Origin of the sequence: Kitasatospora humi (genome assembly GCF_020907985.1) — a bacterium.
Taxonomy (GTDB): Bacteria; Actinomycetota; Actinomycetes; order Streptomycetales; family Streptomycetaceae; genus Kitasatospora; species Kitasatospora humi.
Genome location: NZ_JAJJPA010000056.1, coordinates 1 through 13012 on the forward strand (window position 1 = coordinate 1; position 13012 = coordinate 13012).

18 protein-coding genes are annotated in these 13012 nt (G+C 70.9%); 11 read left to right on the forward strand and 7 right to left on the reverse strand.

The genetic code is table 11. The features are described from left to right. The 7 genes from LN042_RS31520 to rpmG all read right to left on the reverse strand — a co-directional run. Window positions 1-717 (reverse strand): site-specific integrase (locus LN042_RS31520; protein WP_372495851.1); only part of this gene is annotated, 717 nt, incomplete at its 3' end. 330 nt (window positions 718-1047) lie between these two features. Next, the gene (locus tag LN042_RS31525; RefSeq protein WP_230054850.1) at window positions 1048-2193 is read right to left on the reverse strand and encodes a hypothetical protein; all 1146 of its coding nucleotides are present in this window, start codon (window positions 2191-2193) and stop codon (window positions 1048-1050) included. A 379-nt stretch (window positions 2194-2572) separates the two neighbouring features. Then, window positions 2573-2962 (reverse strand): SCO5389 family protein, encoded by a 390-nt coding sequence (locus tag LN042_RS31530; RefSeq protein WP_230054851.1) that lies wholly within the window; start codon window positions 2960-2962, stop codon window positions 2573-2575. A gap of 30 nt (window positions 2963-2992) precedes the next feature. Then, on the reverse strand, window positions 2993-3964 hold the full coding sequence (locus LN042_RS31535) for an ATP-binding protein (RefSeq protein ID WP_230054852.1): 972 nt from the start codon (window positions 3962-3964) through the stop codon (window positions 2993-2995). A 342-nt stretch (window positions 3965-4306) separates the two neighbouring features. Then, window positions 4307-5533: a GTP-binding protein gene (locus tag LN042_RS31540; RefSeq protein ID WP_230054853.1), complete on the reverse strand. Its 1227-nt coding sequence runs from the start codon at window positions 5531-5533 to the stop codon at window positions 4307-4309. A gap of 38 nt (window positions 5534-5571) precedes the next feature. Next, complete coding sequence (locus tag LN042_RS31545) at window positions 5572-5841, reverse strand: type B 50S ribosomal protein L31 (RefSeq protein WP_230054854.1); 270 nt, start codon at window positions 5839-5841, stop codon at window positions 5572-5574. A gap of 32 nt (window positions 5842-5873) precedes the next feature. After that, window positions 5874-6038 (reverse strand): 50S ribosomal protein L33, encoded by a 165-nt coding sequence (gene rpmG / locus LN042_RS31550; RefSeq protein ID WP_030461239.1) that lies wholly within the window; start codon window positions 6036-6038, stop codon window positions 5874-5876. Between the two features lie 163 nt (window positions 6039-6201). Between rpmG and rpmB the strand changes: the two genes are divergently transcribed. The 11 genes from rpmB (at window position 6202) to LN042_RS31605 (ending at window position 12954) form a co-directional block, all read left to right on the forward strand. Further along, on the forward strand, window positions 6202-6438 hold the full coding sequence (gene rpmB / locus LN042_RS31555; protein ID WP_230054855.1) for a 50S ribosomal protein L28: 237 nt from the start codon (window positions 6202-6204) through the stop codon (window positions 6436-6438). Beyond that, entirely contained in the window at window positions 6438-6743 is a 306-nt protein-coding gene (gene rpsN, locus LN042_RS31560) for a 30S ribosomal protein S14 (protein ID WP_230054856.1), read from the forward strand. The genes rpmB and rpsN overlap by 1 nt, the downstream gene beginning before the upstream one ends. A 123-nt stretch (window positions 6744-6866) precedes the next feature. Next, window positions 6867-8057, forward strand: coding sequence for a CobW family GTP-binding protein (locus LN042_RS31565; protein WP_230054857.1), 1191 nt, complete (start codon window positions 6867-6869; stop codon window positions 8055-8057). A gap of 43 nt (window positions 8058-8100) precedes the next feature. Continuing rightward, window positions 8101-8382 (forward strand): 30S ribosomal protein S18, encoded by a 282-nt coding sequence (rpsR, locus tag LN042_RS31570; RefSeq protein ID WP_230054888.1) that lies wholly within the window; start codon window positions 8101-8103, stop codon window positions 8380-8382. Next, the gene (locus LN042_RS31575; protein ID WP_230054858.1) at window positions 8379-9617 is read left to right on the forward strand and encodes a GTP-binding protein; all 1239 of its coding nucleotides are present in this window, start codon (window positions 8379-8381) and stop codon (window positions 9615-9617) included. The genes rpsR and LN042_RS31575 overlap by 4 nt, the downstream gene beginning before the upstream one ends. Window positions 9618-9645: 28 nt before the next feature. Continuing rightward, the gene (gene rpmF, locus LN042_RS31580) at window positions 9646-9816 is read left to right on the forward strand and encodes a 50S ribosomal protein L32 (RefSeq protein WP_230054859.1); all 171 of its coding nucleotides are present in this window, start codon (window positions 9646-9648) and stop codon (window positions 9814-9816) included. Between the two features lie 6 nt (window positions 9817-9822). Then, on the forward strand, window positions 9823-10104 hold the full coding sequence (locus LN042_RS31585; protein WP_230054860.1) for a hypothetical protein: 282 nt from the start codon (window positions 9823-9825) through the stop codon (window positions 10102-10104). Further along, a complete protein-coding gene (locus LN042_RS31590; RefSeq protein WP_230054861.1) occupies window positions 10101-11147 on the forward strand; it encodes a CobW family GTP-binding protein in 1047 nt (348 codons plus the stop codon). Before LN042_RS31585 ends, LN042_RS31590 begins: the two co-directional genes overlap by 4 nt. After that, window positions 11144-12163, forward strand: a complete 1020-nt coding sequence (locus tag LN042_RS31595; RefSeq protein WP_230054862.1) for a WD40 repeat domain-containing protein — start codon at window positions 11144-11146, stop codon at window positions 12161-12163. The genes LN042_RS31590 and LN042_RS31595 overlap by 4 nt, the downstream gene beginning before the upstream one ends. Further along, a complete protein-coding gene (locus LN042_RS31600; protein ID WP_230054863.1) occupies window positions 12160-12558 on the forward strand; it encodes a (2Fe-2S) ferredoxin domain-containing protein in 399 nt (132 codons plus the stop codon). Before LN042_RS31595 ends, LN042_RS31600 begins: the two co-directional genes overlap by 4 nt. Before the next feature lie 69 nt (window positions 12559-12627). Then, window positions 12628-12954 carry an ArsR/SmtB family transcription factor gene (locus tag LN042_RS31605; protein ID WP_230054864.1) on the forward strand — a complete coding sequence of 109 codons (327 nt, stop codon included), beginning with the start codon at window positions 12628-12630 and terminating at the stop codon, window positions 12952-12954. The last annotated feature ends 58 nt before the right edge of the window (window positions 12955-13012 follow it).

Here is a 13012-nt window from a genome sequence, read left to right on the forward strand (position 1 = left end):
GTCCCAGTGCAAGCCGAGGGCTTCGCCTTTGCGCATGCCGGTGTTGATGACGAGCTCGACGAGGTTGGCGAACAGCGGGTCGTGCTCGTGGGCGTAGTCGAGGAAGCGCACCGCCTCGTCGGGGGTCCAGATCCGGCGTTCGGGCGTGGGCGGGCGGGGGATGATGGCGGGTCTTGCGGGGTTGTGGCCTAGGCGGTGGCGCAGGACGGCCGTGCCGAGGGCGCTGGAGAGGGTGGCGAGGATGTGGTGGACGGTGACGCGGCCGCGGCCGGCGGCGAGTTCGGTGCGCGCGTAGGCGTCGATGTGTTCGTAGGCGAGGTCGTCGAGGGGGATGTGGCCGAGGGCGGGGATGAGGTCGTTGTGGATGTAGGCGCGGTAGCGGGCGAGGGTGGTGGGCTTGAGCCGTAGTTCCTGGGTGGCGAGCCAGGCGATCAGGTACTCGCCGAGGGTCTGCCTGGGGTCGGGGCTGTAGCCGAAGGCCTTGCCGTCGAGGAAGCGGTGCAGGTCGGTGCGGGCGGCGTCCTCGTTCGGGTAGCCGCCGCGGCGCACGGTGTGGCGGCGGGCATCGGACCAGGGGACGTCGACGGCGTAGGTCCAGGTGCCGTGATCGGGCTCGGAGAGCAGGCGCGGGCAGCGGGCGCCGAGCTGGCGCCGGTCGGTGTCGCGGCAGCCGCAGCGCCGGTAGACGCGTCCGCGATCTTTGGTTGAGCGTCGCATCGTGATCGCCTCGAAGGCTCGTGCGGAGGTTTCCTCCCAGTCTCGCCCCCCAGACGCTGGTCGTCCTTGTGCTAGTCCAAGGGAAAAGCGCAGGTCACGCTAGGAATCTACGGATGGTGGTCGCGTGGTGGTCGCGCCGCTCGGGCATTCGAGCGCCGCCGGGCCCTTCTCGCGCCGTCTCCGTCTGCGCGGGTGCCGGCCGAAGTGGGCAGGAGCGGCCCACGGACCCCGATTTTCGTCACTGTGGGTGACCGAAACCGGATCCGGGTTCGCTGTGTCGACAGGCTGCGCGCTGCTGGCCACACGGCGCCCCCGAGCGGCGGGGCGCTGCTATAGGAGCCGGTCGTGGTTGCGCGCGGCGGCGGCGCGGACGAGTTGGGCGAAGCGTGCGCGGCTGTGGTGCTGGTGCGTTTCGGCCTCCCGTTCCTCGTCGTCCTCGGTTTCGTCCTCTTCGTCGTTGTCGAGTTCGTCGTACTCGCTGTGGAGGAGCCAGCAGCCGTGGATGCCGGCGAGGAGGTCTTCGAGGAGATCGCGGGCCGGGCGCTTCGGGTCGAGCGGGGTCAGGCGCAAGCCGATGTCCTGGATGTCGTGTCCGTCGTCGCCGGCGTACTCGGCGAGGGACTCCTCGAAGTCGTCGAGTTGCTCGCGCAGGTCGGTGGGGTCGGGCAGGAGGCCGTCGGCGACGTGCATGGCGTGGTGGACGAGGGTGGTGACAACTTCGCGCGGGGAGGCGCCGGAGTCGAGGAGTTCGAGGACGAGGGTGGGTGTCTCGTGGGGGAGGGCCTCGATGTCGTCGGCTTCGAGCAGGACCGCGGTGGGGCTCTGGCCGGAGGCGTCGGCTGCGACCTCGGCTGCGGCGGCCAGCCAGTGGGCGGCTGCTACCGACGCGGCGGTCGGGTCGATGTCGGAGAACAGGGTTGCCGGCCCGAAAGGGTCCTGTTCGAGGAGCCGGTCGGCGGCGGCGACCTGGACGGGAGAGGCGTCCTCGCGGCTGAGGAGCACGGCCTGCTGTGCGCGGCCGGTGAGGCCGCCGAGTTCGGCGCTCTCCACGGCGGCGAGTTCGGTTGCGGTCTCGGCGAGCACGGCCTTGGCGAGGTCGGGGTTGTCGAGGGCGTGCAGGGCGCGACCGGCCTGGTGGGCGGACTCGAGCAGGGGGCTGTATGAGACGGTCACCGAGCCGCCCTGCGGCAGGTTCGGTTGGGAGATCACCTCCGTGACCTCGTTGAAGGCTTGGCGTTCCTTCTCGCGTCGCCAGCCCTCGCTGTTGGGCTCCACGGAACCGGCGGCGCTGGCGGGGTGGGTGTAGGTGTGCCAGGCGGCTTCCGACAGCTGGGTGAGGGCGCGGGCCAGGCTCAGGAGCGCGGCGGTGTCCGTGCCGGTGGGGAGTGTGGCGATGCGGGTGGCGAGGTTGCCTTCGCCGGTGCCCCAGGTGGCGGTCAGCTCGCGTCGGTCGGGGTCGACGCAGTAGCGGGTCATGAAGTCGTGCCTCCGGGGAAAACGCGCCCTGCACAGTGCTTTCTGGCGAACCATTCTGACGCACAGGCGGCTATCGCGCTGAGCGGCGTGCCCGCCGGCTTGATGATCTACTGCTCATGTCGGGGGCGACGATCTGGCGTGCATCGGATCGCGGTGTCTCTCGGGTAGCCCCTGAATGAGGCTACGACCGGTTGTCCACTCATTCTCAGCGCCGCGGAGGCGGTCGGCGCCTTGGGGCGCCGTTGCCGGGTCGTCCCGTTTCCGGGCCACCGGCTGAGGGCGGTCCGCAGGATTGGGCATGTTCTTCAGGTGATGGATTGTGACTGTGGGCGGCACCGGCGCGACGGTGCCGCCCACAGGTCTGCGGGGGAGGAGCGCTTCAGCAGCTGCGCAGTTCGGGGGTCTGGTTGAGGACTTGGGTGCGCTGCGAGGTGAACTCGCGGTAGGTGTCGCCCTGCTCGGTGCCGGGTCGGAAGGCAGCGACGCGGTGGCAGTTGACGAAGGCGAGTTTGACGCCGAAGTGGTCCTCCAGGCTGGCGCGGATGGCGTTGCTGGCCAGGGCGCGCAGCAGTTGGGCACGCTCGTCGTCGGTGGGCGTGGTGTTGTTGTCGACGAACTCGTTGGTGGTGGTGCCGAGTTCCTCATGGAGACCGGCGACGACCCGGTATGCGTAGGGGAGGGAGGTGCGGACGGTTTCGATGAAGTCGGCCTGGCTGACCTCTCCGGCTTCGGCCTGGGCGAGGAGGGCCGGAGTGATGTTGAGCGACATGGGGGCGGTCCCTTCGTGTCTGCGGGTCGGTTAGCTGGAGGAGAGTGCCTGGAGGGCGGCGGGGCCGTGGACGAAGCCGGGGTCGATTTGCTGTGCCAGGTCCTCGCCGGTGCTCTCGTTGGCCCAGGCCGCGGCGTTCTTGAGGTGGAAAGCGGCCGCCTGGGCCTGGAAGTGCTGCCAGTCCTGGGGGCGGGCGTCGACGGCGGAGTGCAGCCGGTCAAGGGCGGCCCGGTTGGCTTCTTCGAGTCGGTCGAGCGGTGCGTGGTGGCCCTGCTCTTGGGCGCGGACGTAGGGGGAGTGTTCGAGGCAGACGAGGAGGTCGTCGCCGATGTGGTGGCGCAGGAAGTCGACGTCGTCGGGGCCGGTGATCTTGTTGCCGACCACGGCGAGCGGGACGGCGTGCTCGGCGGCGTAGTCGCGGTACTGGCGGTAGACGGAGACGCCCTTGCGGGTGGGCTCGGCCACGATGAAGGTCAGGTCGAAGCGGGTGAAGAGGCCGGAGGCGAAGGAGTCGGCTCCGGCGGTCATGTCGACGATCACGTACTCGCCGCTCTGGTCGACCAGGTGGTTGAGGTAGAGCTCAACGGCTCCCACCTTGGAGTGGTAGCAGGCCACCCCGAGGTCATCCTCCGTGAACGCGCCGGTGGCCAGCAGGGTGACCGCGCCAGCCGGGCGGGCGAAGCGCTGGTGGATCGGGTCGTCTCCGGCGGGCCGGAGCAGGCGTGATCCCCGGCCGGCCGGCGTGGTCTTGACCATGGCCGCGGCCGAGGAGATCAGCGGGTTGTAGCCGCGCAGGTAGTCCTTGATTTCGGTGAGGTGCTCGCCGAGGGCGGGCAGCAGGAACGCCTGGTCCTCGCTCATGCCGAGGGCGACGGCCAGGTGCTGGTTGATGTCGGCGTCGACGGCGACCACGGTGCGCGCGGACGCGGCCAGGTGACGGGCGAAGAGTGCGGACAGCGTGGTCTTGCCGCTGCCGCCCTTGCCCACGAAGGCGACCTTCACGGGGGCTCACGTTCTATCGAAGATGAAAACCATTACAGTTAGCGACTGTGATGGATGAGCTGACGCTGTGTCAAGTCGCCGATGGCTGGGGAAGGGCGCGGAGGGGGCGGGCGTTCGCGATGCCCTGGTGCGGGTTGAGTCGGCCTGGAGTGCGGCCCTGGCGTTGCCGCCAGCCCGGTTCTCCAGGCCGCTCTCCGAACCTGTCGTGCGCCTTGCAAATGCAAAGGGCTCTCCACAAGTCCCGAAATGGGGCCTGGTGTTCCCTCCTATGACGCTGTCGCGGTCGAGGTGAGAGCACGGGCTGAGCCGGGTGATCCTGGACGGTCACCGGGTGTGTTGTCGCTACGACGGCGAGTCGGTTCCCAGGGCGTCGGCGAACGGGTCGTCGGAGAGTCGCCAGCGCTCGACGCCCAGGGAGAGTTCGGTATCGGTGAGCAGGCAGTTGTTCAGCAGGTGGTGGAGTGCGGTGACGTCGAGGTCGATGCCGGTGAGGGTCAGTTCGCAGCGGCGCTCGCCGTAGTAGGGGTGCCAGAGCAGCGCGGCGAAGGTGCGCCGCTCGGCCGACGCCGCCTGCCATGCCTTGCCGTCCTCCTCGGGCAGCCAGGTGCCTGCGGTCTGGATGGCCAGGTGCTCGCCGGCGGACTCCCACCGGTGGATGGACTGGGGCCGGTTGGCGAGCCACAGGTGCCCGTGTCCGCGAATGACGCCTGCGCAGATCTGCGCCAGTGCGTCGTACAGGCGTTGTGCGTGCATGGGCCGGCGGGATGACCAGTACGTGGTGCGGACGCCGAACTCCGGTGCGCGCAGCTGCCGGGGGACGGGCAGCGGCCCGTGCCGGTCCCGTACGTCGTTGGCGGCGAAGTGGTTCTGGCCGATCAGTGCCGAGAGGTTGGGCGTCCAGAGGTTGCCCGACAGTGGGTCGTGGCAGATGTGGGCCATTGAGTGGTACGCGGAGAGGTGGCGCACCAGGGCGACGGCGCGTGCGGAGGCGGCGGGATCCGGGTCGTGTGCGTTCGATGTCACCACCGTCCTGGCGCTCTCGAGGTGCTGGGCGGCGGTCTCGGCGACGGTGCGTCGGTCTGTGGGCCCGATGGCCAGGCCCCGCTCCAGGAGCCGGTCGCCGGAGCCGAGATCGTCCTCGAGTCGCGACAGGTCGACGCAGGCGGCGACCGTGTCGATGCGCAGGTGATCGGCGAGTGCCTGCCCGCGGATGTGGCCTTCCGCCACATCCAGGGCGACCAGGTCCGGCGCCATGCCCGGTGGCAGGGTGAGCAGCAGGTGCCGGTAGCGGGCGGTGCGCGCCAGTCGCAGCAGGACGGCGAGCAGAGCCGGCGGCAGTGCGTCGGAGGAGCACGGCCGCGACGGCGACAGCGTGCCCCCGCCGACCGGCCCGCGGCGCTCGTACACCTGCCAGGAGACCGTACGGCCGTCGGAGCCGACCCGCACGGCGAGCACCGCCAGTCCCGGGACCTCGATGCGTGCCAGGTCGGCGACGCAGTCCCGGACGCCGGTGGCGAGGCCGCCGAGCACGGTGACGGGCAGCGGGCAGGGCTCGCCCTGCGGGGTCAACTGATTCCTCCTTGGTACACCGGACGAGTCGGTGTGTGTCAGCTCGCGGTGCCGGGCTTGGAGCCGGTGAGGCCGTAGCGGCGCTGGAAGCGTTCGACGCGGCCGGCGGTGTCCAGGACGCGGGCGTTGCCGGTGTAGAAGGGGTGGCTGGCGGAGGAGATCTCGACGTCGATGACGGGGTAGGTGTTGCCGTCCTCCCACTCGATGGTCTTGTCGCTGGTGGCGGTGGAGCGGGTGAGGAAGGCGAGGTCGCCGGCCTTGTCGCGGAAGACGACGGGGCGGTAGGTGGGGTGGATGCCGGGCTTCATCGGTGTGCTCCTGTCGCGAGTCGGTTCGAGGGTCAGCGTTCTTCGCGGAAGTCGACGTGCTGGCGGACGACCGGGTCGTACTTGCGCAGCACCAGGCGGTCGGGGTCGTTGCGGCGGTTCTTGCGGGTCACGTACGTGTAGCCGGTGCCGGCGGTGGAGCGGAGCTTGATGATCGGGCGCAGTTCGTTGCGGGCCATCGGGGTCCTTCCTGGCGTGTCGTGCTGGCGTGATCCTGACTCTACCGTAATGGTTTTCGTTTTCATCTAGTGTAGTGTCAGCTCAACGTTCGCGGCAGTGGCGGCATTCCCCTGGCCCGCCGGCCCCGTCTGCCGCCGCTGTCCTCACCGGCACGGAGTCGCCATGTCCGCCCATTGCCAGCTCACCGGTCGCAAGCCCGGTTTCGGCAACGCCATCTCCCACTCGCACCGGCGCACCAGGCGCCGCTTCGACCCGAACATCCAGACCAAGCGCTACTGGCTGCCGAGCGAGGGCCGGTTCGTCCGCCTGACGCTGAGCGCCAAGGGCATCAAGACCGTCGACAAGCTCGGTATCGAGAAGGCCGTCGCCGTCGTGCGCGCCCGGGGAGAGAAGGTCTGATGGCCAAGCGCAGCAAGATCGCCAAGAACGAGCAGCGCAGGGTGGTCGTCGCCCGGTACGCCGAGCGCAGGGCCGAGCTCAAGCGCCTGATCGCCTCGCCCGCGACCCCTCCCGAGGAACGCCTGGCCGCGCAGGCCGAGCTGCAGCGCCAGCCGCGTGACGCCAGCGCCACCCGGGTCCGCAACCGCGATGCGGTCGACGGCCGCCCGCGCGGCTACCTGCGCGCCTTCGGGCTCTCCCGCATCGGGGTGCGCCAGCAGGCCCACGCCGGATTCCTGCCCGGTGTGCGCAAGGCCAGCTGGTAGCACGCCTCATATGCCGGTCGCATCCCGGACCGTGCCAACTCTCCCGGTCCGTGCGGCCCGGGGTGCGACCCCCGACCTGCTCCGCCGGCCGACGCCGGTGCGGCGCCTGAGAAAGGAAGACCCGTGTCCCAACAGAGCCTGCTGCCCGTGGTGGTGGTCGCCGGCCTGCACGAGGCCGAGCGCCGTCAGGCCGTCCTGGAGCTGCTCGCCGGCTGCGAGGGTGCCGTGGTCCTGCACCACGACCTGGCCGCGGCCGGCGAGGGCAGGGTGGACCGGAAGGCCTGGGACGCGTCCGGCCCGCTGGGCGAGGCCCACGTGCCGCTCACCAACGACTGCCCGTGCTGCGCGCTGCGGGAGGATCTACTGCCCGAGTTGCTGAAGATCGCCGACGCGGGGCGCCATCGCCTGGCGGTGGTGGAGCTGTGGGGCGGCAGCGACCCGCACCCGCTGGTCGAGGTGATAGCGGGTGGTGAGGCCGACGACCGGTGCATGCACGAGGTGGTGGACGTGGTCGGCGTGGTCACGGCCGTCGACCCGCTTCGGGTCGTCCCGGAACTGTCGGTCTCGGACCAGCTCTTCGAGCATCGTCTGCACACCTGCGGCGACGACGACCGCACGGTGGCGGAGGCGCTCGCCCACCAGATCGAGTACGCCGACGTGCTGGCCCTCTCCCACACCGAGCAGACTGCCGGGACGGCGGAGTTGCACGCGGGCATCGCGATGCTGCGCCAGCTCCACCCGACCGCACGCGCCGCGCGGCTGGGAACCGGAGCCCTGGTTCGTGCGGCGCTCGGGGGATTCGACGTGACGGCCGCTCGTGACCGGGTCAACCCGGCGCTGGCCCTGCTACCACAAGCCGCCGACGAGGCGGGCGTGGCCACGCTCGTGTGGGAGCGCCGCCGACCGCTGCACCCCGAGCGGCTCTACGAGGCCCTCGACCAGCTGGTCCCGGCCGCACAGCGCAGCCGCGGGCGGTTCTGGCTCGCCAACCGCCCCGACCTGATGCTCGCCTGGGACGCGGCGGGAGCCAACCTTGCGGTGGAGGAGTGCGGTCCATGGCTGGTCACGCTGCCGGATGCGGCCTGGGAGCTCTACCCGCCCGCACGGCGTGCCGCCGCAGCACTCGACTGGGACGCCGTCCACGGCGACCGGGTGCAGCAACTGAGCTTCACCGCCGAAGGCCTGGACGTGGACGGGATCACCGAACTGCTCGACCACTGCCTGCTCACCGACGCCGAACTCGCGGCCGGCGAGTCGGGCTGGAAGGCCCTGCCGGACGCCTTCGAGGAACTGCTCGATCCCGTCGGCACCTGACGCGTACGCAACTCTCACCAGAAACAAGGAAGCCGTGACCAAGATCGCCCCCGCCCGCCGGGACCGCAAGGCACGCCCCAACCCGCTGCACGAAGCCCGCATCACCTACATCGACTACAAGGACACGAACCTCCTGCGGAAGTTCATCTCCGACCGCGGCAAGATCCGAAGCCGTAGGGTCACCCTCCCCCAGCCTTCGGCCGGGGGTGCCCCCACCACCGCCCAGCAGCAGAACGCCATGGCCAGGGCCATCAAGAACGCCCGCGAGATGGCCCTGCTGCCGTACGTCTCCGGTGCCCCGACCGCCGTGAAGGCCGGCCGGTGAGCGGCCGCCTCCCGGTCACCGTGCTGTCCGGGTTCCTCGGCGCGGGCAAGACCACGCTGCTCAACCACCTGCTGAACAACCGCGACGGCCTGCGGGTCGCGGTCATCGTCAACGACATGAGCGAGATCAACATCGACGCCGCGCTGGTCCGCGAGGGCGGTGGAGCGCTCTCGCGGACCGAGGAACGCCTGGTCGAGATGACCAACGGCTGCATCTGCTGCACGCTGCGCGACGACCTGCTGGAGGAGGTGGACCGGCTCGCCCGGGCCGGGCGCTTCGACTACCTGCTGATCGAGTCCAGCGGCATCTCCGAACCGATGCCCGTCGCGGCCACCTTCGCCTTCGCCCGCGACGACGGCGCGACCCTGGGCGACGTAGCCCGCCTGGACACCATGGTCACCGTGGTCGATGCCGCGAACTTCCTGCCCGAACTGCGCGGCGGCGACGAGCTGACGGCACGCGGCCTCGACCAGTACGAGGACGACGAACGCACCGTCAGCGACCTGCTGATGGACCAGGTCGAGTTCGCCGACGTGCTGGTCCTGAACAAGACCGACCTGGTCACGTCCGAGGAGGCCGACCGGCTCGCCGCCGCGCTCAGCCGCCTCAACCCCGCGGCCCGGATCGTCCGCGCGACCGGCGGGCGGGTCCCGCCCGCCGAACTCCTCGGCACCGGGCTCTTCGACCTGACCAAAGCCCAGGAGGCCCCGGGCTGGGTCGCCGAACTCAACGGCGACCACGTGCCGGAGACCGAGGAGTACGGCATCAGCAGCCTGGTCTTCCGCGCCGAACGGCCCTTCCACCCCGGCCGGCTCTGGGAGTTGGTGAGCCGCCGGCTCGACGCAGGGGAGTTCGGCACCGTGCTGCGCTCGAAGGGCTTCTTCTGGCTGGCCTCCCGACCGGCCGTCACCGGCCTGTGGTCCCAGGCCGGCTCGGTCGCCCGCTTCGAACCCTCCGGCATGCGCTCGGTCACGAGCCCAGCGACGCACCTGGCTGCTCTGACCGACGCCACAGCGCTGACCGGCCTCGGCGACGAGCAGGTGCACAACGGCCAGGAGCTGGTCTTCATCGGCACCGGCCTGCAAACGGACGAGCTGCGCGCCGCACTCGCCCACTGCCTGCTGGGCGACGCCGAGCAAGCGGCCGGGCCGCACGTCTGGACAGCGTTCGAGGACCCGTTTCCCGCGTGGGACGAGTACGGGCTCCAGCAGGACCACGACCACTCCCACGCATAGCAACCGCCACCACCAGGAGGAACCCGGCATGGCCGTCCCCAAGCGCAAGATGTCCCGCAGCAACACCCGGCACCGCCGCGCCAACTGGAAGGCGACCACCCCCCAGCTGGTGCCGATCACCATCGACGGCCGCGAGCACCTCGTGCCGCGCCACCTGGTCCGCGCCTACGAGCGCGGCCTGCTGACCCCAGAGTCCTGAGACGTCATGCCCAAGCCAGCACCTCCGCGCCAGGCCGCCCAGCTGACCGCGCTCAAGAACCACGCCCGCCACCTCCTCGCCCTGACGGACGAGGACATCGTCCTGATCCGGCAGCTCGACTGCACCGAGCCCGGCTGCCCGCCCGTCGAGACCGTCGTCGCCGTGCTCCCACCCGGCGGCGGCACCCGGCGATGGACGCTCCACCACCCCGTCGACGAGATCACGCCCGACCTGCTCGCAGCCGCCCTCGCCGAGCCCCCGACGACCTCCGAAGGAGAACGACCGTGACCAACCCAGCCACGACGATCGAGGAGACCACGGACCAGGTCGACACCCGCGTACCCGTCACCGTCCTGACCGGCTTCCTCGGCTCCGGCAAGACCACCCTCCTCAACCGCATCCTCACCGAACAGCACGGCCTGCGCATCGCCGTCATCGAGAACGAGTTCGGCGAGGTCGGCGTCGACGACGCCCTCGTGCTCGACGCCGAAGAAGAGATCTTCGAGATGAACAACGGCTGCATCTGCTGCACCGTCCGAGGTGACCTCATCCGCATCCTCGGCGCGCTGATGCGCCGCCGCGACACGTTCGACCGCATCATCATCGAGACCACCGGCCTGGCCGACCCGGCCCCCGTCGCGCAGACCTTCTTCATGGACGACGAAATCGCCTCCCAGCTGCGCCTCGACGCGATCGTCACCCTGGTCGACGCCGCGCACATCCTGGAGCACCTCGACGAGGTCAAGCCCGAAGGCGTCGAGAACGAGGCGGTCGAGCAGGTCGCCTTCGCCGACAAGATCGTCCTCAACAAGACCGACCTGGTCAGCGAAGCACACCTCACCGAGGTCACCGCTCGGATCCGGGCGATCAACACCCCGGTCGAGATCATCCGCGCCCAGCACGCCAAGGTCGAGCTGGACAAGATCCTGGACGTCCACGCCTTCGACCTCGACCGGGTCCTGGAAGGCGACCCGGCCTTCCTCACCGAGACCGAGCACCAGCACGACACCACCGTCACCTCGGTCGGCATCGACCTTCCCGGAGACCTCGACCAGGAGCGCCTCAACCGCTGGCTCGGCCAACTGCTGCGCACCAAGGGCGCCGACATCTTCCGCTCCAAGGGCATCCTCGCCATCGCCGGCTCCGAGCGGCAGTACGTCTTCCAGGGCGTCCACATGCTGCTGGAAGGCGAGAACGGGCGCCCGTGGCGGGACGGCGAGATGCGCCGCAACCGCCTGGTCTTCATCGGCCGCAACCTCGACCGCGAGGAACTCAACGAGGGCTTCGCCGACTGCCTCGCGGCCAACTCCCTTGCAGGAGGCCACGCATGACGACCGCCACCAACGCGCCCGCCTGGACCACCGCCGTCGACGACGCGCCGATCGCCGTCGCCGCAGCCGCCGACCTGGTCGCGATCGCGGGCGCGGGCGGCACCGCCTGGATCCTGGAGGCCGCCACCGGCACCCCGGTCGGCACCGTCACGCTGCCAGGCGGACTGCTCGCCGCCGCCTTCTCCCCGGACGCCGCCCACCTCGCACTGTCCGGTCCCGTCGGCCACGCGCTCTGGCGCCGCGCCGACGGGCGCGTCCTCGCCGAGCAGACCGGAGCCTGGTCCAGCGCCGTACGGTGGGCCGCTCCCGACCGGTTGGCGGTCGCCTCCGGGCGCCGCGCCCTCGTACTGGACACCGACGGCGCCCAGCAGTGGGCCACCGACCCCGCACCCAGTACCGTCACCGACGTCGCCTGGCTGCGCGAGGGCCGACGCCTCGCCAGCTCCGCCTACGGCGGCGTGCGCTGCCACGAGCGGCACACCGACAAGCCGGTCGCCGAGTACAAGTACCTCGGCTCGCACCTCGCCATCGCGCTCAACCCCAACGGCCGCTGGATCTGCACCGGCAACCAGGACTCCAGCATCCACATCTGGCGCACCCGGGACGGCGACGACCTCACCATGCAGGGCTACCCCGAGAAGATCGCCCGCCTCGCCTTCGACGACACCGGCCGCTGGCTGGCCTCCGACGGCGCACCCGACATCACCGTCTGGGAGTTCTCCGGCAAGGGACCCGCCGGCACCAGCCCGCGCTCGCTGCGCGCCCACGAGACCATCACCGCCCTGGCCTGGCGCCCCGGCAGCTCAGCCGTCCTCGCCAGCGCGGGCGCCGAGGGGACCGTCGCCTTCTGGCGCGCCGACTCCGGCCGCCCCGGCACCCGAGTCAAGCCCACCTGGATGCGGGAACTGCCCGAACCGGTCACCGCAATGGCCTGGGCCGACCCACACACCCTGGTGATCGCCGACTACGAAGGGCGGATCGAGGCGTGGCCACTACCGGACAGCCTGGCCCGATGACGACGCGACCAGGCGGACGGCCCTGCACACTGGTCGTCTGCCGGGGCTGCTGCTGCGGCAGCACCGCCAAGCACCCCGACACCGACCACCCCGGCCAACTCGCCCGCCTGCACGAAGCCGCCGCCGCCTCGCACGGCGGGCTGCTCGTGCGCACCACGGACTGCCTGGACACCTGCGCACAGTCGAACGTCATCGTCGTCCAGCCCTCCACCCGAGGCCGCACCCAAGGCGGCCGACCGCTCTGGCTCGGCTGGGCACTCGACGACGACAGCCTCGACCTGATCACCCAGTACGCCCTCGCCGGCGGCCCCGGAATCGCCGAACTCCCCGCCACCCTCGACCTCCAGCGCATCGCACCGCCCCACGCCACCGGCCCGGCGCGAACCCGCCGGTGACGGCTCCCGGTTGCCCACCACCCGTCCGACCAGGCGGGCAACCCACCACTGCGCACGGAAGGACAGGCCATGGGGCACGCACCCGACACCCCGATCACCACCCCGGCCCTCCTGGACCCGCGAACCGCCGAGCAACTCGCGGCGACCCTGCAAGCCCTCGCCGCCCCCTCACGGCTGCTGATCCTCGCCCGCCTGCGCCAAGGCGCCTGCCCGTCAACCGAACTGGCCACCGCCGTCGGCATGGAACAGTCCGCCTGCTCCCACCAACTGCGCCTGCTGCGCACCCTCGCCCTGGTCACCCGCCAGCGCCAGGGCCGCACTTCTGTCTACGCCCTCCACGTGGCCGCCCTCCTCGACCAGGCCTTCGCCCACATCGAACACTTGCGACTTACCTGACGGGAGTAGCGGAGGCCTGCCTCGCGCGGCAGCCGCTCGGGCCGACCGACAGGCCGTT

Coding starts and splice junctions, on each gene's coding strand:
- LN042_RS31525 (WP_230054850.1), bottom strand. CDS start 2,193: ATGACCCGCTACTGCGTCGACCCCGACCGACGCGAGCTGACCGCCACC.
- LN042_RS31530 (WP_230054851.1), bottom strand. CDS start 2,962: ATGTCGCTCAACATCACTCCGGCCCTCCTCGCCCAGGCCGAAGCCGGA.
- LN042_RS31545 (WP_230054854.1), bottom strand. CDS start 5,841: ATGAAGCCCGGCATCCACCCCACCTACCGCCCCGTCGTCTTCCGCGAC.
- rpmG (WP_030461239.1), bottom strand. CDS start 6,038: ATGGCCCGCAACGAACTGCGCCCGATCATCAAGCTCCGCTCCACCGCC.
- rpmB (WP_230054855.1), top strand. CDS start 6,202: ATGTCCGCCCATTGCCAGCTCACCGGTCGCAAGCCCGGTTTCGGCAAC.
- rpsN (WP_230054856.1), top strand. CDS start 6,438: ATGGCCAAGCGCAGCAAGATCGCCAAGAACGAGCAGCGCAGGGTGGTC.
- rpmF (WP_230054859.1), top strand. CDS start 9,646: ATGGCCGTCCCCAAGCGCAAGATGTCCCGCAGCAACACCCGGCACCGC.
- LN042_RS31585 (WP_230054860.1), top strand. CDS start 9,823: ATGCCCAAGCCAGCACCTCCGCGCCAGGCCGCCCAGCTGACCGCGCTC.
- LN042_RS31595 (WP_230054862.1), top strand. CDS start 11,144: ATGACGACCGCCACCAACGCGCCCGCCTGGACCACCGCCGTCGACGAC.
- LN042_RS31600 (WP_230054863.1), top strand. CDS start 12,160: ATGACGACGCGACCAGGCGGACGGCCCTGCACACTGGTCGTCTGCCGG.
- LN042_RS31605 (WP_230054864.1), top strand. CDS start 12,628: ATGGGGCACGCACCCGACACCCCGATCACCACCCCGGCCCTCCTGGAC.